This window comes from Amycolatopsis sp. WAC 04182 (assembly GCF_003947465.1).
Lineage (GTDB): Bacteria > Actinomycetota > Actinomycetes > Mycobacteriales > Pseudonocardiaceae > Amycolatopsis.
On record NZ_QHJJ01000006.1, the window covers coordinates 264399 to 285281 of the forward strand.

General features: G+C 68.4%; 11 protein-coding genes. 10 read left to right on the forward strand and 1 reads right to left on the reverse strand.

What is annotated here, in order from left to right; translation table 11 throughout:
• Nucleotides 1–119 precede the first annotated feature (119 nt).
• Nucleotides 120–1460, forward strand: a complete 1341-nt coding sequence (locus DMH01_RS30475) for a hypothetical protein (protein WP_125680789.1) — start codon at nucleotides 120–122, stop codon at nucleotides 1458–1460.
• A gap of 21 nt (nucleotides 1461–1481) precedes the next feature.
• Here the strand turns inward: DMH01_RS30475 and DMH01_RS30480 are convergent, their stop codons facing one another.
• The gene (locus DMH01_RS30480; protein ID WP_233621715.1) at nucleotides 1482–2084 is read right to left on the reverse strand and encodes a TetR/AcrR family transcriptional regulator; all 603 of its coding nucleotides are present in this window, start codon (nucleotides 2082–2084) and stop codon (nucleotides 1482–1484) included.
• A 69-nt stretch (nucleotides 2085–2153) separates the two neighbouring features.
• Here DMH01_RS30480 and DMH01_RS30485 point away from each other — a divergent pair, with 69 nt between their 5' ends.
• The 9 genes from DMH01_RS30485 (at nucleotide 2154) to DMH01_RS43355 (ending at nucleotide 20317) form a co-directional block, all read left to right on the forward strand.
• Complete coding sequence (locus DMH01_RS30485) at nucleotides 2154–2879, forward strand: alpha/beta fold hydrolase (protein WP_125680793.1); 726 nt, start codon at nucleotides 2154–2156, stop codon at nucleotides 2877–2879.
• A gap of 121 nt (nucleotides 2880–3000) precedes the next feature.
• Complete coding sequence (gene vanH, locus DMH01_RS30490; RefSeq protein WP_125680795.1) at nucleotides 3001–4032, forward strand: VanH-AOV family D-lactate dehydrogenase; 1032 nt, start codon at nucleotides 3001–3003, stop codon at nucleotides 4030–4032.
• A gap of 1 nt (nucleotide 4033) precedes the next feature.
• Nucleotides 4034–5074: a D-alanine--(R)-lactate ligase VanA-Ao2 gene (vanA-Ao2, locus tag DMH01_RS30495; RefSeq protein ID WP_125680797.1), complete on the forward strand. Its 1041-nt coding sequence runs from the start codon at nucleotides 4034–4036 to the stop codon at nucleotides 5072–5074.
• Nucleotides 5071–5679: a D-Ala-D-Ala dipeptidase VanX gene (gene vanX / locus DMH01_RS30500; protein WP_125680799.1), complete on the forward strand. Its 609-nt coding sequence runs from the start codon at nucleotides 5071–5073 to the stop codon at nucleotides 5677–5679. The genes vanA-Ao2 and vanX overlap by 4 nt, the downstream gene beginning before the upstream one ends.
• 1276 nt (nucleotides 5680–6955) lie before the next feature.
• Entirely contained in the window at nucleotides 6956–7753 is a 798-nt protein-coding gene (locus tag DMH01_RS30505; RefSeq protein WP_370323563.1) for a helix-turn-helix domain-containing protein, read from the forward strand.
• 131 nt (nucleotides 7754–7884) lie between these two features.
• Nucleotides 7885–8727 (forward strand): prephenate dehydrogenase, encoded by an 843-nt coding sequence (locus DMH01_RS30510; protein WP_125680803.1) that lies wholly within the window; start codon nucleotides 7885–7887, stop codon nucleotides 8725–8727.
• 306 nt (nucleotides 8728–9033) lie between these two features.
• On the forward strand, nucleotides 9034–10986 hold the full coding sequence (locus tag DMH01_RS30515; protein WP_125680805.1) for an ABC transporter ATP-binding protein: 1953 nt from the start codon (nucleotides 9034–9036) through the stop codon (nucleotides 10984–10986).
• Nucleotides 10987–10988: 2 nt separating this feature from the next.
• Complete coding sequence (locus tag DMH01_RS30520) at nucleotides 10989–17171, forward strand: non-ribosomal peptide synthetase (RefSeq protein WP_158633264.1); 6183 nt, start codon at nucleotides 10989–10991, stop codon at nucleotides 17169–17171.
• The gene (locus DMH01_RS43355) at nucleotides 17168–20317 is read left to right on the forward strand and encodes a non-ribosomal peptide synthetase (protein ID WP_125680809.1); all 3150 of its coding nucleotides are present in this window, start codon (nucleotides 17168–17170) and stop codon (nucleotides 20315–20317) included. Before DMH01_RS30520 ends, DMH01_RS43355 begins: the two co-directional genes overlap by 4 nt.
• Nucleotides 20318–20883: the final 566 nt, after the last annotated feature.

The following is a 20883-nucleotide window of genomic DNA, read 5'->3' on the forward strand; positions in this document are numbered from 1 at the left end:
GCGGCGAAATCCTCAGCGCGGCATCGTCTCTGCGGAATCGCCGGAAGTTCCGGTATACGTGGAAGGGACGGCGCCGCCGGGGAGGACGGCAGGGCGCCGCGAGCTAGGGGGAATCAAAAATGTTCGACGCACGTCTTGTCGCCGACCAGGTCAGTCCGCTGGCCAAACCGAAGATCAGAATTCTGTTCTACACCGATCTTGTCGGCTTCACCGGGAACAACGGCTTTTCCTTGGGAATCGTCCGTGATCTCATTCTGGCGAATCAGCCGTTCTTCGCCGAGTTCGAGATCGATCTGATCAACAGACACGAAGGCGGGCACGCCGCCAACAAACTCACTTCCGACGTTCTCACCGGATACGAGCAGGTGTGGTTCTTCGGTTTCCTGCCGTCCAATATGCCGGGAGAGCCGGAAAACGAGCTCGTGGACGCGGAGGTCGCCGCGCTGCGGGCCTGGATGGACGCCGGCGGTGGCGTGCTCATCACCGGTGACCACTCGAATCCGCGCCCGCCGGGAGCGGATCCGTCGCTGCCCGACTACCTGAACCTCGGCCGGGCGCTGGGGCACCGGGTCCCGCGCGCGGGTGAGCTGCGGGAGTGGAACGACCGGCCGGACTCGAGTATCGAGTTCAGCCACAACACCCACCAGCCGGACCCGTGGGGCAGTGACATCAACAACCCGATCCCGAACGACCTGGACCCGTATCCGCAGGAGCTCATCCTGCGGAGGCGGCTGGGCAGGCCGCACGTGTTGTTCCAGGGCAGGCGGGGCCCGATCACCGTCTTCCCCGACCACATGCACGAAGGACAGCTGCTCATTCCCGAGCGGCTTCCGGCGGACGTGTGGCCGTCGGGGCGCGCGGGCCAGCCGAAACCCGAGATCATCGCGCAGGGCACCGACAAACGCGACGGCAAGGTCTACGGCGTGACCAGTGCGTACGACGGTGCGGCGGCCGGGGTCGGGCGGATTGTCGCCGACGCCACGTGGCACCACTATTTCGACATCAACCTGTGGGGCTTCGAGAAAGGCGGCGAAGTGCTCGACCGCCTCACCGAGTACTACGTGAATCTCACGCTGTGGCTGGCGCCGAAGCCGGTCAAGCTGGAGGTGAACGGGCAGCTGCTGTACTGGCTTTCGCACAATCTGAGCCTTCGCGCGGTACTGCCGGAGGGTTTCCGGGTTCCGGGGATCACCGCGGCGGGCCTGGTCCGCGAAGTCGGCGGGCAGAGTGTGCTCGACGACCTCGTCTGGCCGCTGGAAGGAACGCCGGAGGTGCCGGAAGAACTGCTGCTCGGCGCCATCGTCAAGGAGTCGGTCGCCGCGCTGAGCGGCGGGGACGTCGAGGCGTTCGATGCCGTGGGCGTTGTCGAACGGGGCCTGCGGGCCGGGGCCGAAGAGTACGCCGCCGAGCTGCGAACAGCGCTCGGCGCCGTCGAAGGCCTGGGGGAGCGTCTGTCCTGATCGTGAGCGGTAAGGACGGTTCTAACCGTCCTTACCGCTCACGAGGGCGAGGTGCAGTTGCCGCGCCCACCAGCGCACTTGCGCGGCCGAGTCGTCCGCCGCGGTTCCGGTGAGCCCGGCGCTGCGCCGGAAATCGCTCCCGTACAGGGTTTCCGTGGCCATCGCCTGATGCAGGGCGGCGACGGCGAGCCGCGTGTCGTCCAGAGAGCAACCGGGCGGCCGGAGCCGGTGGAGGGCGTCGACGACCGGGTCGAGCATCCCGCTGCCCGGGTCGTGCCAGCCCGCCGCGTGCAGCGCCACCGCGAGCTCGCCGTAGCCGTTCCGGTACAGATCGTGCAGCGCCTCGACGAGTTCGAGCAGGTCGGCGCCGCGGTCCAGCCAGCTCGCGAGGAGGTCCCGAAGCGCGTCCCGGAGACGGCGGCCACCATGCCGGAGGAGTTCGGCGAGCAGTTTCTCGCGGTTGCCGAAGTGATGGGCGACGCCGGCGTCGGTCATGCCGACCCGCGCGGCCACGGCACGCATCTGGACGGCGGCGACACCGGACTCGCTGAGCAGTGAAGCGGCGGCGTCGAGGATCAGTCGCCGGGCCTCTTCGGGGGTCCGTCGTGCTCGGGGTGTCGTCACGATCGGCATCGTACCTTGATGCGCCAAGGTATCTGCGCTACCTTGACAGGCCAAGGTAAGGGGGCTGTCATGACCACCGAAATCAGTCTTGAGCTGGGGGATGTCACTCTGCGGGGCACGGTGACCGGCGCCGGTCCGACGGTTCTGCTGCTGCACGCGGGCGGGGAGCGCCGTGCGGTCTGGGCGCCGGTCGCCGCGGTGCTGGCCCGGCGTGGCTTCCGGTCGGTGGCCTTCGACCTGCGCGGTCACGGGGACAGTTCCGGCCGGGCGACCACGCTCCGGGCGCTGGCCGGCGACGTGGCCGGGATGGTCGAAAGCCAGCCCGCGCCGATCGTCCTCGCGGGTGCCTCGGTCGGTGGCCTGGCCGCCATCGCCGCGCTGGCGGATCCCGCCGTCGCGGCCAGGGCCTCCGGGCTCGTGCTCGTCGACGTCGTACCGGACATCGAACCCGCCAGGGCGCGTGCGTGGCTCGACTTCCACGGGCTCGCCGGCCGCTACACCCGCCTGGTGGAGGACGTCCTCGGCTCGGGTTCCGCCCTGCTCGCGACGGCCGGGGCCCTGGACCTGCCCATCCTGGTGGTGCACGCCGGACAGGGCTCACCGCTCCGCGACGCCGATGTGGATCGTTTGCGCAAGGCCAACCCCAGGGTCGCCGTCGCCGGTGTTCCGGCGGCGGGGCACCTCGTGGCGAGGGATGCTCCGGAAGCCCTCGCGGACCTCGTGTCAGGGTGGCTTTGTGGCATCCGTCACGGGACGGTTTCGACGCCAGGGGCAGGCGGGCAAGATCTGCGATAGAGCTGTGCGGCGCAGGTGAAGGACAACGTCGTGCACTCGGCGCTACCAGTTGGTAACTTATTGTCGGGGCATCGAAAACCCCATAAGAAGCGGCAACATCGCGCTGCCTACAATGTCGGGCATGACCTACAGCGAACCAGCGCGATCAGCTGCCCCCCGCACCGGATCGCTGGCGTCCGCCCCCTCCTCGGCCGTCTTGGCAACGGGAATCACGATTTATGGATGCGGGCAGGACGAGGCCGCCCTGTTCCGGGAGATGGCACCTCGTTTCGGTATTGTGCCGACCATTGTCGATGAGCCGGTCTCCGAGGACAATATCGAACTGGTCGCCGGAAACAGGTGTATCAGTATCGGGCACAAGACCAAGGTCACGAACTCCATTCTTCTCGCGCTCGGCAATGCGGGCGTGAAATACATCTCCACGCGGAGCATCGGCTTCAACCACATCGACGTGGAGTACGCGGCGAGCGTCGGCATCACCGTCGGCAACGTCGCCTACTCGCCGGACAGTGTCGCCGACTTCACGCTCATGCTCATGCTGATGGCGGTGCGCGACGCCAAGTCCATCATCCGCCGCACCGAGGTCCACGACTACCGGCTGAACGAGGTGCGCGGGAAAGAACTGCGCGATCTGACCGTCGGAGTGGTCGGAACAGGGCGTATCGGGGTCGCCGTCCTGGAGCGGCTGCGCGGTTTCGGCTGCAAGGTGCTCGCCTACGACACGGTGCTGACCGCGTCGGCCGAGTACGTCCCTCTCGACGAATTGCTGCAGCAGAGCGACATCGTGACACTGCACGTGCCGCTCACCACGGATACCTATCATCTCCTCGACGAGAAGAACATCGAGCGGATGAAGGACGGCGCGTACGTCATCAACACCGGACGTGGCCCGCTGATCGAAACCGAAGCCCTCATTTCGGCACTGGAAAGCGGAAAACTGGGCGGAGCGGCGCTGGACGTCCTCGAAGGAGAGGAAGGCATCTTCTACGCCGACTGCCGGAACAAGGCGATAGAGAGCAAGACGTTGCTGCGGTTGGAAAAACTGTCGAACGTGCTCATCAGTCCGCATACCGCCTATTACACGGACCACGCGCTGAGTGACACTGTTGAAAACTCCATCATCAATTGTCTCCAATTCGAAAGCGGGAAGTAGTATGGGTAGGCTGAAAATCGGAATTCTGTTCGGCGGGCTTTCCGAAGAACATCCTATCTCCATCAAATCTGCGCGCGAGGTCCAGAAGCACCTCGACCTCGAGAAGTACGAGCCGTACTACATCGGGATCACCCAGAGCGGTTCCTGGATGCTCTGCGACGGCCCCGCCGAGGATTGGGAGAGCGGGAACGTCCGCCCGGCCGTGCTGTCGCCGGACCGCGGTGTGCACGGTCTGCTGGTGCTGGACGAGGGCAAGTACGAGACGATCGCCCTCGACGTGGTGCTGCCGGTGCTGCACGGCAAGTTCGGCGAAGACGGCGCGATGCAGGGCCTGCTGGAGATCTCCGGCATCCCCTACGTCGGCTGCGACCTCCCGAGCTCGGTCATGTGCATCGACAAGGCCCTCACCTATTCCGTCGTCCGCGGCGCGGGTATCGCGACTCCGACGTTCTACATCGTCACGCCGGACAACGACGTCGACCCGGACCAGCTGAACTACCCGGTCTTCGTGAAGCCCGCCCGCTCCGGCTCGTCGTTCGGCGTCAGCAAGGTCTCCGCGAAGGAAGAGCTGCCCGCCGCGCTGGCGGAGGCGCGCCAGTACGACGCGAAGGTCCTGATCGAAGAGGCCGTCATCGGCAGCGAGATCGGCTGCTCGATCCTCGGCAACGACGAGGACCTGTTCGCGGGCGAGGTCGACCGGGTCGCGCTGACCCACGGCTTCTTCAAGATCCACCAGGAGAAGAGCCCCGAGACCGGCTCCGAGAACTCCAGCTTCATCGTCCCCGCCGACATCCCGGACGAGTCGCGTGACCTCGTCCAGGAGACGGCCAAGGTCATCTACCGTGCCCTGGGCTGCCGCGGTCTCGCCCGCGTCGACCTGTTCCTCAAGGAGGACGGCAGCGTGGTGCTCAACGAGGTCAACACCCTGCCGGGCCTGACCTCGTACAGCCGTTACCCGCGCATGATGAACGCCGCCGGCCTCTCGCTCGGCGACGTGATCGACCGGCTGGTGAACCTGACGCTGGCGGGCCGTGACGAATGAAGGATGATTTCGTCTTCGTAGACGAGGTCGTCTCCGGAATTCGCTGGGACGCCAAGTACGCCACGTGGGACAACTTCACCGGCAAGCCGGTGGACGGGTACCTGGTGAACCGGATCGTCGGCACGCGGGCGTTCTGCGCGGCGCTGGAGAAGGCGCGGGACAAGGCCGAGGAGCTCGGCTTCGGTCTGCTCCTGTGGGACGGGTATCGCCCGCAGCGCGCCGTGGACCGCTTCATGCGCTGGGCGGAAGAGCCCGAAGACGGCCGGAAGAAGGCCAGGCACTATCCGAACATCGACCGGCCGCAGATGTTCGAACAGGGCTACGTGGCCACCAAATCGGGACACAGCCGCGGTAGCACCGTGGACCTGACGCTCTACCACCTGGACACCGGCGAGCTCGCCGACATGGGTGGCGACCACGACCTGATGGACGTCGTCTCGCATCACGGGGCGGCGGGCGTCACGGAAGAGGCCACGAAGAACCGCGCGCACCTGTGTGCGGTCATGGAGGGATCGGGCTTCAGGTCGTACGAGTGCGAGTGGTGGCACTACAACCTGAAGGACGAGCCCTACCCGGACACTTATTTCGATTTCCCCATCGCCTAGGTGTCGCGCGTGAAGGCCCCCTTCCCTCGGTTCAGCCGAGGGAAGGGGGCCTTCACGCGCTTCGGGGTTCGTGAAGGCTCACGCGGCGACAATTGCCGCGAACACCATTTCATCCCATGAATGTGAGTACGGCGTGGCCCGGCCGGTCCCCGGCGGAGGTCGAACGCTGTCCTTTTCCTGTCCTGTGCGCACGAACCTCCTTCCGGGATCGGTGGACGGCGAACCGGGGCCGGCTTCCAGCCTGCCACCCTTCGCTTTGCTCGTGGGTGATCCCCGGGAGGGTGATATTTCGCCCGGACCCTGGGACGCGGGCTCGGCCGTTCGTGTGAACAAGTGTCGAAGAACGGAACGTGAACCGCCGGTGCTGTGATCATCCGGGAAGAAGACGAGCCGCGCGAACGGCCTAACAAGACCTGCGAACAGGCTAACGGGACAACCGGGAACAAGCTTGTACGCGGGCCCTTTACTTATGTTCGTCAAACGAGTCAATACCGCATGCGGAGTTCCGGATATTGATCTTGAGCGCCTCGTTCACTACGAAAATCACACTGTTCGTCAATTGCCGACATGGATTGTTCATGCCATGCTGCACAGGTGCGCATCAGCTGGGGCTGACATGGTGTGCACGCTTTGCTGGGGACAGAGGGGGTGCGTCGGTGACTCGCGACCACGAGCCAAACCAAAGACTTCACTCGCCGATCCTCTGAACCGAGCAGGTATGGAGTCATAAGATCGGACATGTCCGGGACCTCGCGCCGAAGCGGGTGTCGGTTTCGTCAGGCTGACCAAGTGTCGGTCCTGCCGGCCGAAGCCGTCGAGCGTTCGTCCCGCAGATCGCCGTCGGGGCGATGGGAGGATGCCGTTCAGCTTCGGTAGTTCGTCGGAATACGCGCCAACGGTCAGCTGGGAGGCCGTCGAGGCGGGCCGCCGCATGCGGTTCTGCCTGTGGCGCTTGAGGGTTCCTCACCGTCGAGGACATCCCGCCCTGCGGCCGAAGCCGGCGTCGGACGGGTTCATGGTGTCCAACCACCGAAGCCGGGCAGTTGGACGGTGGGGTTTCCGTGCCGTGTCTGAAAGTTGCTGAATCAACAGATTCAATGGGGGCTAGGTGGATCCGACGAGAGTTGACTTGTCCGCTCTCCCTGTCGTCGAAATCGAGCTGTCGAGACTGTCCACTGCTTGTTCGCCGCGTACTTCGGGCGAGGATCCAGAGCATGTCGAGACACTGTTGTCGGCGGAGTGGGAGTTACCGCCCATTCTCGTTCACCGACCGACGATGCAGGTGGTCGATGGCCTGCACCGGCTGAAGGCGGCACGAGTACGAGGCGATACGAAAATCTCCGCGAGGTTCATCGACGGCGCCGAATCCGACGCCTTCGTGCTCGCGGTGGAAGCGAACATCCGGCACGGTCTGCCGCTTTCACTGGCGGATCGGAAACGGGCGGCCGTCCAGATCATCGGGACGCATCCGCAGTGGTCCGACCGGCGGGTGGCTTCGGCGACCGGCATTTCCGCGGGAACCGTGGCCGACCTGCGCAGGCGTGGCGGCGAAGGCGGAAACGGCGCCAGGATCGGGCGGGACGGGCGGATCCGGCCCGTCGACAGCTCGGAGCGGCGGAAGCTCGCCGCCGATCTGATCCGCAACGATCCCGGTCTTTCCCTGCGTCAGGTCGCCAAGCAGGTCGGCATCTCCCCGGAGACGGTCCGGGACGTGCGCGGCAGGCTGGAACGCGGGGAAAGCCCGACCCCGGACGGGAGCAGGAGGCTGCGCGCGAAGCCGGATCCGTTGAGCCTGACGGAAACCGACCTCGGGCACTCGCTGGACCGGGAACGGCTCACCGTGCTGGAGCGGCTCAAGGCCGACCCGGCACTGCGGCTGAGCGAGGTCGGGCGGATCCTGTTGCGCATGCTCGCCATGCACTCGATGGACGGGCAGGAATGGGAACGGATCCTGCACGGTGTCCCGCCGCACCTGTACGGCGTGGTCGCCGGATTCGCCAGGGATCACGCCCGGGTCTGGGCGGGGTTCGCGGATCATCTGGAGAGCAGGGCGACCGACCTGGCCGCACGGTGATCGCGGACGACATCGCGTAGGCCCGAGGGGGACTTTTCCGCACCGCACACGGAGAAGTCCCCTTCGTGTTCCCCGCGCGGTGCCCAGCTCCACGGCTCGACATCACCGGGAGTGCGGCCTAAGAAGTAGTCGTGACCATCGAGAAGGCGCTTGTCGTCGGCACCGGCCTGATCGGCACGTCGGCCGCGTTGTCCCTGAGGGAAAAGGGTGTCGCCGTCCATCTCACCGACATCGACGAACACGCCGTCCGGGTGGCGCGGGAGCTCGGCGCAGGCCGCGAATGGACCGGCGAGGAAGTGGATCTGGCGGTGATCGCCGTCCCGCCGCAGCTGGTGGGGGAGCGGCTGGCCGCGCTCCAGAAGCAGGGCGCGGCACGGGCGTACACCGACGTCGCCAGCGTCAAGGCCGGCCCGATCGCCGACGCGGAACGGCTCGGCTGCGACCTGATCTCTTACGTGCCAGGGCATCCGCTCGCGGGACGGGAGCGATCCGGTCCGGCCGCGGCGCGCGCCGGCCTGTTCGCGGGCCGCCCGTGGGCGCTGTGTCCCGGCCTCGAAACCGGGGCAGAGGCACTACGGCTGACTCGCGAACTGGTGTCGCTGTGCGGGGCCGAGGCCGTCACCGTCGGCGCGGCCGAGCACGACTCGGCGGTGGCGCTGGTGTCGCACGCTCCGCACGTGGCCGCCTCGGCGGTGGCGGCGAGCCTGGCGGGCGGCGACGACGTCGCCCTGCGCCTCGCCGGGCAGGGGTTGCGCGACGTCACCCGTATCGCGGCCGGAAATCCTTTGCTGTGGCGGAAGATCCTCGCCGGGAACGCGCTGCCGGTGGCGGCGGTGCTCGACCGGGTCGCGGCCGATCTGGCCGCGGCGGCGTCGGCGCTGCGGGCGGGCGACCTGGACGACGTGACGGATCTGCTGTGGCGCGGGGTGGACGGCCAGGGCCGGATTCCTGCCGGTCCGGCCGTGGCCCGGTAGTGGGGGTGGAGGCGCGGTAGCGGGGACCGTGGCGCGGTAGCGGGGCGAAGGCGTCCTTCGCTGCGTCTGATGCGGTGATGGGCCCCTTCGGCCCACGTCGGCCTGCCCAGGTGGCCGAGGCGTGTCGCGAAAGCCACTTTCGGGACATCAGGCGTCGCGAAAGTGGCTTTCGCGACACGGCCACGGAACGGACAACGTCCTTTGTGGACGAACAGACCCGAGATGTTCGCCGGGGGCCACTCGTGGACATCGACACGATTCAGCACGATTGAGCTTGCCGACTTCGTGCGTGAGAGGGATGCCCAAATGGAAGTAATGTTGCGCTTCGGGGCGTCGCCCAAGAGCGATGACGACCCCGATCCCTGGTCGAACCGGGTCCGTCCGGGGACGGTGCGCAGAGTCCTCGCGTATTTCCGCCCCCACGTCGGCAAGGTGGCGATCTTCGTCCTCATCGCCGCGATGGAGGCGTTCGTCGTCGTCGCGACTCCGTTGCTGATGAAGGAGCTCATCGACGGCGGCATCCTGAAGAACGACTTCGGGGTCGTCATCCTGATGGCGGTCCTGACCGCCGGCCTCGCCGTGGCGGGCGCGCTGCTGTCGCTGTTGTCCGCCTACGTCTCCGCGAAGATCGGGGAGGGGGTCACCTACGACCTCCGGGTGCAGGCGCTCGACCACGTCCGGCGGCTGCCGATCGCGTTCTTCACCCGCACCCAGACCGGGGTGCTGGTCGGCAGGCTGCACACCGAGCTCATCATGGCGCAGCAGGCGTTCGGTCATCTGCTGATGGCGGCCACCAGTGTGGTCACCGTCCTGCTCGTGCTGGTCGAGCTGTTCTACCTGTCCTGGCTGGTCGCCGTGGTCACGCTGGTGCTGGTCCCGCTGTTCGTCCTCCCCTGGATCTGGGTGGGGCGGATCATCCAGCGCCGCACCGGAACGCTGATGGAGACGAACGCCGGGCTCGGCGGGCTCCTCCACGAGCGGTTCAACGTCCAGGGCGCGATGCTCTCGAAACTCTTCGGCCGCCCGGACGAGGAGATGGCCGACTACCGCAAGCGCGCCGGGAAGATCCGCACCATCGGCGTGAGCATCTCCATCTGGGCCCGGATGTCCTTCGTCATGATGGCGCTGATGGCCTCGGTCGCCACGGCGGTCGTCTACGGGGTCGGCGGCGGGCTCGTGATCGAGGGGGCGTTCCAGCTCGGGACGCTCATCGCCATCGCCACCCTGCTCGGGCGGCTGTTCGGGCCGATCACCCAGCTGTCCGGGCTGCAGGAGACCGCGCAGACCGTGGTGGTGAGTTTCGCGCGGATCTTCGAGCTGCTCGACCTCAAGCCGCTGATCCAGGAACGCCCGGACGCGAAGGAACTCGAGCAGAGCAAGGCGCCGGGTATCGAGTTCGACGACGTGGTGTTCCGCTATCCCACCGCGGACGAGGTCTCGCTGGCGTCGCTCGAACACCTGCGGACCAAACGCGAGAACGGGGACAAGACTGCGGACGTCCTGCGCGGCATCAGCTTCGAGGCGCCCTCGGGGACCCTCACCGCGCTCGTCGGCCCGTCCGGTGCGGGGAAGAGCACCATCACGCACCTGGTCTCCCGGCTGTACGACCCGAACGCCGGCGCGGTCCGCTTCGACGGGCACGATCTGCGCGACCTGTCCTTCGACTCGATCCGCGGCACGGTCGGCGTGGTCAGCCAGGACGCCTACCTCTTCCACGACACGATCCGGGAGAACCTGCTCTACGCCCGCCCGACCGCCACCGAGGAAGAGCTGGTCGAAGCCTGCAAGGGGGCGCAGATCTGGGAGCTGATCCAGTCGCTGCCCCGCGGGTTCGACACCGTCACCGGCGACCGCGGCTACCGCATGTCCGGTGGGGAGAAGCAGCGCCTGGCCATCGCCCGGTTGCTGCTGAAGGCGCCCACGGTCGTCGTGCTGGACGAGGCCACCGCGCATCTGGACTCCGAGTCGGAGGCCGCCGTCCAGCGGGCGCTCAAGACCGCGCTGCGCGATCGGACGTCGCTGGTGATCGCGCACCGGTTGTCCACGATCCGCGAGGCCGACCAGATCCTCGTGATCGACGGCGGAACGGTCCGTGAACGCGGGACGCACGACGAGTTGCTGGCGCGGGGCGGGCTGTATTCGGAGCTGTACCACACGCAGTTCGCCAGGCCGGAGAACAACGCACCCAAGCCGGAACCCGAGGAAGACGAGTTCGACGAAGAGCCGGAACCGCTGGACACCGTGGTCTACGGAGGATGACGATGAGTTCCGCAGCACAGGCCGCACCGACGGTGCTCGATCTCTTCGCCAGGCAGGTGGGCCGGGCCCCCGGCGCGGTGGCCGTGGTCGACGGGGACCGGGTCCTCACGTACCGGGAGCTCGACGAACTCGCGGGCAGGCTGTCCGGGCGGTTGGTCGCCCGTGGCGCCCGCAGGGTCGCGGTGATGCTGGACCGTTCGGCGGATCTGCTCGTCGCGCTGCTCGCCGTCTGGAAGGCGGGCGCCGCGTACGTGCCGGTGGACGCCTCGTATCCCGCGCCGCGGGTGGCGTTCATGGTCGCGGATTCGGGCGCGTCCCTGGTGCTGTGCTCGGCCGCGACGCGTGACAACGTCCCGGAAGGGACCGAGTCGATCGTCGTGACGGACGACGCGGGCGACGTCGCGATCGTTCCGGCGAGCCCGGAGGACCTGGCGTACGTGATGTACACGTCCGGCTCGACGGGCAAGCCGAAGGGTGTCGCCGTCCCGCATTCCAGCGTCGCGGAACTCGTGGGGGATTCCGGCTGGGCGATGGAACCCGACGACGCGGTCCTCATGCACGCGCCGCATTCCTTCGACGCTTCCCTGTGCGAGATCTGGGTGCCGCTGGTGTCGGGCGCCCGGGTCGTGATCGCCGCCCCGGGGCCGGTGGACGCCCGGCGGCTGCGGGAGGCGGTCGCGGGCGGGGTGACGCGGGCGCATCTCACGGCGGGCAGTTTCCGTGCGGTGGCGGAGGAAGCGCCGGAGTCGTTCGCGGGGCTGCGCGAGATCTTGACCGGCGGGGACCTGGTGCCCGCGCACGCGGTGGACCGGGTGCGCCACGCCGCGCCCGGCGCGCGGATCCGGCATCTGTACGGGCCGACGGAAACGACGCTGTGCGCCACGTGGCACGTGCTCGAACCGGAGGACGACCCGGTGGCGGTCCTGCCGATCGGCCGTCCGCTCGCCGGACGGCAGGCGTGGGTGCTGGACGACTCGCTGCGGCCGGCCGCCCCGGACGTGGTCGGCGAGCTCTACCTGTCCGGTGCCGGGCTGGCCGACGGCTACCTCGACCGGCCCGGGCTGACCGCCGAGCGGTTCGTGGCGGATCCGTTCGCGCCGGGCGAGAGGATGTACCGCACCGGTGACTTCGCGAAGTGGACACCGGACGGCGACCTGCTCTTCGCGGGCCGCGTCGACGACCAGGTGAAGATCCGCGGGTTCCGGATCGAACCCGGCGAGGTCGAAGCCGCGATGACCGCGCAGCCGGACGTCCACGAGGCCGTCGTGGTGCCGATCGACGGCCGCCTGATCGGGTACGTGGTGGCGGACGTGGACCCCGCGCTCGTTCGTGAGCGGCTCGGAGCCGTGTTGCCGGACTACCTGGTCCCGGCCGTGGTGATGGCGGTGGCGGCGCTGCCGCTGACCGGCAACGGCAAGGTGGACCGGGCGGCGTTGCCCGCGCCCGATTTCACGGCGAAGGCCGACGGACGCGAACCCGTCACCGAGGCGGAACGTGTCCTTTGTGGACTATTTGCCGAAGTGCTCGGCATCGACCGTGCGGGTGTCGACGACGGCTTCTTCGAACTGGGCGGGGATTCGATCCTCGCGGTGCGTGTCGCGGCCCGTGCGGCGAAGGCCGGTCTGCTGGTGACGCCTTCGCAGATCTTCGGGGAGCGGACTCCCGCGCGGCTGGCCGCGGTGGCGGGCGCCGTGGAGGCCGACCAGCACGTCGACGGACCCCTGGTCGAGCTGACCGCGGAAGACGAGACGGAACTGGCGGCCGCGGTCCCGGACGCCGTCGAAGTCTGGCCGCTGGCGCCGCTCCAGGCGGGGCTGCTCTTCCAGACGACCCTCGACGACCAGGGTCCCGACATCTACCAGACCCAGTGGATCGTGGAGCTGACCGGACCGCTGGACGTGGCCAGGCTGCGGTCGGTGTGGGAGGCGGTCTTCGCCCGGCACCCCGAACTCCGGCTGACCTTCCACCGGCTCGCGTCGGGCAAGGCGGTGCAGGCCGTCGCCGGCCGCGTCGAATTGCCGTGGCGCGAGGTCGACCTGACCGGCGCGAGCGATGTCGAACAGGCCGTCAAGGCGCTGTCCGCCGAGGAACAGCGGGACCGGTTCGATCTCGCCAAGGCGCCGCTGTTCCGGCTCGTGCTGCTCAAGATCGGCGAGGACCGGCATCGGCTGCTGGTCGTCAACCACCACATCCTCACCGACGGCTGGTCGGTGGCGGTGATCCTCAACGAGGTGTCCGCGGCTTACACCTCCGGTGGTTTCCCGGACCGGACGGCCGCCTCGTACCGCGACTATCTGGCGTGGTTGGACAGGCAGGACAAGGAAGCGGCGCGGGCGGCCTGGCAGGCCGAGCTGTCCGACATCGACGTGCCCGCGCTGGTCGCCAAATCGGACTCCGCGACGGACTACGACTACCGCGTCACGCATCTCGCACCGGAGCTCTACACCCGGCTGACCACGTTCGCCCGCGACCACGGGCTGACGCTCAACACGGTGGTGCAGGGCGCGTGGGCGCTGGTGCTGGCGCGGCTCGCGCGGCGGACCGACGTGGTGTTCGGTACCACGGTCGCCTGCCGTCCCGCCGAACTTCCCGGCGTGGAGGCGATGCCGGGGCTGATGATGAACACGATCCCGGTGCGGGTCTCGCTCGACGGAAAGCAGTCCGTGGTGGACATGCTCGCCGGTCTGCAGCGCCGCCAGGTGGACTTGATGCCGCATCAGCACCTGGGGCTGACGGAGATCCAGAAGACGGCCGGCCCCGGCGCGATGTTCGACACGCTGCTGGTGTTCGAGAACTACCCGCGGGACTTCGCCGAGCAGTTCTCGTATCTGGGCACGGTCGAAGGGACCCACTACCCGGTGACGGTCGGGGTGATCCCTGGCGACGAGTTCCGCATCCAGCTCGCCTTCTGGCGCGGGCAGATCGACCGGGCCGTCGCCGATTCCCTGCTGGACTGGTTCGCCGGTGCGCTCGAAGCGGTCGTCGAGGATCCGTCCGGTCTCGTCGGACGGACCGGCATGGGCGAGATCCCGTTGCCCCGTTGGGAACCCGCGTTGATCGACGGTGAGCCGCTGCCGGAGCTGATCGGGCGGATGGCGGCCGAACGGCCGGACGCCGTTGCGGTCACCGACGGCGAAGGCGACCTGACCTACGCGGAACTGTGGGACCGGGCGAGGAGGTTCGCCGCCGTGCTGCGGGCGGCGGGCGTCGATCGGGAGCGCCGGGTCGGCCTGGTGGCCGGACGGTCCGCGTGGTGGCTGATCGGGATGCTCGGGGTGTCACTGGCGGGCGGCGTCTTCGTCCCGGTGGATCCCGCGTATCCGGCCGAGCGGGTGAAGCTGATCTTCGGCAGCGCGGATCCGATGCTGGTGGTGTGTCAGGGAAAGACACGCGACGCGGTGCCGGAGGAATTCGCGGACCGGCTCATGGTGCTCGACGAGCTGGACCTTTCGACGGCCCCGGACGCGGTCCTGCCGAAGGTGGGGATGCGCGACGCGGCATACGTGATCTACACGTCGGGATCGACGGGAACCCCGAAGGGCGTGATCGTCACGTACTCGGGCCTGGGCAACCTGGCGATGGCGCATATCGACCGGCTGGCCGTGACGCCGTCGTCCCGCGTCCTGCAGTTCGCGGCGCTCGGCTTCGACACCATCGTGTCCGAGGTGATGATGGCGTTGCTTTCCGGGGCGACGCTGGTGATGCCGCCGGACGAGGACCTGCCGCCGCAGGCTTCGCTGAGCGACACGCTGGAGCGGTGGGACGTCACGCACGTGAAGGCGCCGCCTTCGGTGCTGGCCACCGTCGACGTGTTCCCGGCCGGGGTCGAGACGGTGACCGCGGCGGGGGAGCTCTGCCCGCCCGGACTGGTGGACCGGCTCTCGGCCGACCGTCGGATGCTCAACGCCTACGGGCCCACCGAGACCACGATCTGCGCGACGGTGAGCATGCCGCTGGCGCCGCACGGCGAGGTGATCCCGTTCGGCGGGCCGATCGGCGGGGTGCGCGGTTATCTGCTGGACGCGTTCCTGCGGCCGTTGCCGCGCGGAGTCGTCGGTGAGCTGTACTTGGCCGGAATCGGTGTGGCGCGGGGATATCTGGGCCGCGCGGCGCTGACGTCCGAGCGGTTCGTCGCCGATCCGTTCGTCCCCGGTGAGCGCATGTACCGGACGGGCGATCTGGCCTACTGGACGGACGAGGACGAACTGGTGTCCGCCGGCCGGGCCGACGACCAGGTCAAGATCCGCGGGTTCCGGGTCGAGCCGCGTGAGATCGAGTTCGCGCTGTCCAACCATCCTCGGGTCACGCAGGCCACGGTGACCGTTCGCGAAGGCCGTCTGGTCGCCTACGTGTCGCCGGGAGACGTCGATCCGGAGGCGCTGCGGAACGAACTCGCCGAGCGGATGCCGGCGTACATGGTGCCCGCGGCGGTGATGGCACTCGACGTCCTGCCGCTGACCGCGCACGGGAAGATCGACCGGAAGGCGTTGCCCGAACCGGATTTCTCGTCGAAGACGGTCGGCAGGGAACCCGCGACCGAGGCCGAGCGGATCCTGTGCGAGGTCTTCGCCGAAGTGCTCGGGCTGGCACGGGTCGGGGTCGAGGACAGTTTCTTCGAGTTGGGCGGGGATTCGATCTCGTCCATGCAGGTCGCGTCCCGCGCGCGTCGCGACGGCATCGCGCTGACTCCGAAGCAGGTGTTCGAACACCGGACTCCGGAACGGTTGGCGCAGTTGGTGGTGAAAGCGCTTGCGCCAAAGCGGGAATCGATCGCCGACGGGGTCGGTGAAGTCCCGTTGACGCCGGTGATGCGACTGTTCGGGGACGGGGTCGCGGCGCCGGGATTCGCGCAGTGGATGGTCCTGGGCGCTCCGGCGGATCTGACGGGGGAGACGCTGACCGCCGGGGTGACGGCGGTGCTGGACACGCACGACATGCTGCGAGCGCGGATGGTCGACGGACGGCTCGTGGTCGGTGAGCGCGGCTCGGCCGGGACCTTCACGCACGTGAAGGTCGAAGGCGAGCTGGACGAGACCGCGGCGGCGCGGGAGGCCGTCGGAAGGTTGGATCCCGCCGCGGGCGTGGTTGTCCAAATTGTGTGGTTGGACGCCGGACCGGACCGGGTCGGCCGTCTGATCGTGGTGGCGCATCATCTCGTGGTCGACGGGGTTTCGTGGCGAGTCCTGGCGGCGGATCTGCGAACGGCGTGCGAGGCCGTCGCCGCCGGGCGGAAACCCGAACTGGAGCCGGTGACGGTGTCCTTCCGGCGTTGGGCGGGTCTGCTGGAGGAGTGGGCGGTCTCGGCCGAGCGGGTCGCGGAACTCCCGGCGTGGCAAGCGATTCTCGGGGAAGGTGAACAGCCGCAGCCGGTGGGCGAGGTGCGTTCGCGGTCGTGGGTGGTGCCTTCGGCGGAGACATCGGTGCTGGTGGGGCGGGCCCCGGTGGTGTTCCACTGCGGAGTGCACGAGGTCCTGCTGGCCGGGCTCGCGGGAGCGGTGGCTCGGTGGAGCGCGTCGGCCTCGGTGCTGGTGGACGTCGAAGGCCATGGCCGTCATCCGGCCGAGGGAATGGACCTGTCCAGGACGGTGGGCTGGTTCACCAGCACGCATCCGGTGCGCCTCGACGTCTCCGGGATCGACCTGGCCGGGGTGCTCGCCGGTGACGCGGCGGCCGGGACGTTGCTGAAGGCGGTCAAGGAACAGTCGCGCGCGGTGCCCGGCGCCGGGCTCGGGTACGGGTTGCTGCGGCATCTCAACACCGAGACGGAACCACTGCTGGCGGCGCTGCCGTCGGCGAGCATCGGGTTCAACTACCTCGGCCGGTTCGCCGCCGGTGAAAGTGGTGATGTGCGGGCGTGGCAGCAGGTCGGCGAGATCGGCGGCTCGATCGACGCGGACATGCGGCTGCCGCACGCACTGGACGTCAACGCGATCATCCAGGATCTGCCGGACGGACCGGAACTGATCCTCCTGCTCGAATGGTCGGACGACGTGTTCGACGAAGCCGGAATCGAACGACTGGTCCAGGAACTGCTGGCCGTGTTGTCCGGACTGGCTTCCCAAGCGGAAGACCCCGCCGCGGGCGGGCACACCGCATCCGATTTCGGTCTCCTCGAATTGGACCAGGACGAGATCGAGAGCTTCGAAGCATTGGCAGCGGAACTCAGCGAAGGCCGGGCATCGTGAACACTTCGACGACGAATTCTGGATCAGCACTGGCCGAGGTCTGGCCGCTTTCCCCGATGCAGGCGGGCATGCTCTACCACGCCTCCTTGGATGACGAGGCGCCCGACATCCACCTCATCCAGCAGTCGCAGATCATCGACGGGCCCTTGGACACGGAGCGATTCCGGAGATCCTGGGAGATCGTGCTCGGTAGGCACGCGGCGCTGCGGGCGAGTTTTCAGCGGCGGAAGAACGGCGAGACGATCCAGCTCATCCCGCGGGACGTCAAGCTTCCGTGGGCCGAACGGGATCTTTCCGATCTGTCCGACGAGGACGCGCTGGCCGAGGCGAGCGTGATCGCGGAGAAGGAGCGCTCCACGCGGTTCGACCTCACGCGGCCACCGCTGCTGCGCCTGATGCTGATCCGGCTCGGCCCGGACAAGCACTGCCTGGTGACCACGAGCCATCACCTGCTCATCGACGGGTGGTCGCGGGCGATCATCGAGGCGGATCTCCTGGAGATCTACGCGACGGGTGGCGTCGCGCGTGCCCCTGGTTCCTACGGGAATTACCTGGCCTGGCTGGGAAAGCAGGACAAGGAGGCGGCCAAGGCGGCTTGGCGCACGGAACTGGACGGGGCCGACGGGACGTCGCTCGGGCTTCCCGAGAATCCCGGAAAGGCGCATGGGCTGCCCGAGAGCGAGGTCGTCCGCCATTCGCCGGAGTTCACCTCCGCGCTGGCCGAGTTCGCCCGCCGCAACGGGTTGACGTTCAACACGCTCGTGCAAGGGGCGTGGTCGCTGGTGCTGGCGCGGCTGGCGCGCCGTCAGGACGTCGTGTTCGGCGCGGTGGTTTCCGGTCGGCCCGCCGAATTGCCCGGCGCGGAGCAGACCGTGGGGCTGTTCATCAACACCGTGCCGGTGCGGGTGCGGTTGGACGCCTGCCAGCCGGTCCTCGGGATGCTCACGGAACTGCAGCGGCGGCAGTCGGAGATGATGGCGCACCACCATCTCGGCCTGCCGGAGATCCAGAAGCTGGGTGAGGCGGGCTTCGACACGATCGTCGTGTTCGAGAACTACGCCGACCCGGCGACCGGTTCGCAGTCTGAACTCAGCCTGACCTTGCGGGACTTCAACCAGGCGACGCCGTACGCGATCACCCTCGGAGTCATGCCGGGCGAAAGCCTCGAAATCGAACTGCAGTATCACGCCGTCGAAGCCTCGGTCGCCAAGGCGGCGCTGGACGGGCTCACCTTGGTGCTGGAGCGGATCATCGCGGAACCGGGGACGCCGGTCGGCAGGCTGGACGTCCTCGACGAGGCCGGCCGTGCGCTGGTGATCGAGCGCTGGAACGAAACGGACGACATCGTCGACGCGTCGTCGGCGGTGGAGCTGTTCGGCCGTCAGGTGGAACGGACTCCGCACGCGACGGCGATCGTGGCCGCGGACCGGGAGTATTCGTTCGCGGAACTCGACGACTGGTCCGGCAAACTCGCGACGGTGCTGACGGCGCGGGGCGTGCGGCGCGGCGACCGCGTCGGGGTCGTGGTCGAACGGTCGGCGGAGCTGCTGGCGGCCTGGCTCGCGGTGTGGAAGGCCGGCGCGGTGTACGTGCCGATCGATCCGGACTACCCGGCCGAGCGGGTCGCGTTCATGCTGGAGGATTCCTCGGCGGCCGCGGTGGTGTGCCGCGCCGGGACCGCGACGCCGTCCGGCTATCCGCGGATCCACGTGGACGATCCGGTCGAGGGTGGGGCGTCCCTGGTCCCGGTCGGGGCGGACGACCTGGCGTACGTGATGTACACGTCCGGCTCGACAGGAACGCCGAAGGGCGTGGCCGTTTCGCACGGCGGCGTCGCGGCGCTGCTGGGCTACCAAGTGTGGGATCTGCACCCCGGTGACGCGGTGCTGATGCACGCGCCGCACACATTCGACCCGGCGTTGTACGAGGTCCTGGTGCCGCTCGTGGCGGGGGCGCGGGTGATCCTCGCCGATCCGGGCGTGATCGACGCGGACACCCTCGCCGCGCACGGGGCGGCGGGCCTCACGTCGGTGAACTTCACCGCCGGCCAGTTCCGCGCGCTGGTGCAGGAGAAACCGGACTGCTTCGCGGGTCTGCGCTACTTCCAGACCGGCGGGGACGTGGTGCCGCTCGGCGCCGTGGAGCGGGTGCGGCAGGCCTGCCCGGACCTGCGTGTCCTGCACACCTACGGGCCGACGGAGACGACGTTCTGCGCGTCGTGGAAGGTGATCCGGCCCGGTGACGAGCTGGGCTCGACGCTGCCGATCGGCAAACCGCATCCGGGACGACGGCTGTACGTGCTGGACGTCTTCCTGCGGCCGTTGCCGCCGGGCGTCGCGGGCGACCTGTACATCGCGGGCGCCGGGGTGGCGCACGGCTACCTCGGCCGGACCGCGTTGACGGCCGAACGGTTCGTCGCCGATCCCTTCACACCCGGCGAGCGGATGTATCGGACGGGCGACCTGGCGTACTGGAACGACGAGGGCGAGCTGGTCTTCGCCGGACGGGCGGACACCCAGGTCAAGATCCGCGGCTATCGCGTGGAACCGGGCGAGGTCGAGGCGGTGCTGGCGGACCAGCCGGGCGTCGACCAGGCGGTGGTGGCGGTCCGCGACGGACGGCTGATCGGCTACATCGTGTCCGGCACCGGGGCGGACCCGGTGCGGCTGCGCGAGCGGATCGCCGGGCTGTTGCCGGAGTACATGGTGCCGTCGGTGGTGATGGCGCTGGCCGCGCTGCCGGTGAACGCGAACGGGAAGGTCGACCGGAAAGCGTTGCCGGAACCCGATTTCAGTGGGCACATCGCCGGCCGGGAGCCGGTGACGGAGATCGAGCGGCTGCTGTGCGAACTCTTCGCCGAGATGCTCGGCCTGGAGCGGGTCGGCGCGGACGACAGCTTCTTCGAGCTGGGCGGCGATTCGATCGTCTCGATGCAGCTGGCGGCGCGGGCGCGGCGTGAGGGGATGACCTTCGGCGCGCGGGAGGTTTTCGAGTACCGGACGCCGGCGGGGCTCGCGTCGTTCGTCGAACTGGGGGAGGAGCCGGACGAGGTCCCCGCGGCGCGGAAACCCGCCGCCGACTTCGAACTGGTCGACATGGGGAAGGACGAGATCGAAGAACTCGAGTCCGAGTTCGACACCGTGTAAGGGCTGCGGTTCGCATTGGGGTCGTGAGTGGCAAGGACGGTTAGAACCGTCCTTGCCACTCACGACCCCCTTTTCGCTTTCCGGACCGTTCGGTGGTGTCGCGAAAGCCACTTTCGGGACATCAGACGTCGCGAAAGTGGCTTTCGCGACATGAGCGCCGGTGGCGAGGTGGCCGGCGCGGATGAGTGGCCGGGGCGAAAGCTCCCATCACCGCATCAGACGCGGCGAAGGGAGCCTTCGCCTCACCGGCGACCCCGCCCGCGACCTCGACACATTTGACTTACCCCCCATAACCCGAAACGCCACTCACGACGCCTTTCGCTTTCCGGCTTCCTGTGGTGTCTGGGTGTCGCGAAAGCCACTTTCGGGACATCAGACGTCGCGAAAGTGGCTTTCGCGACGCGGAGTTGGCCAGGCGAGGCGTTGCGAAAGCCACTTTCGCAACGTTGAAGGTTGCGAAAGTGGCTTTCGCAACACCCCGGCCGGGGTGAGCTGGCGTGAAGGGGACTTTCGCCGCATCGGACGCGGGGAAAGTCCCCTTCGCTCCTGGCGTCGCCGGGTGCGCT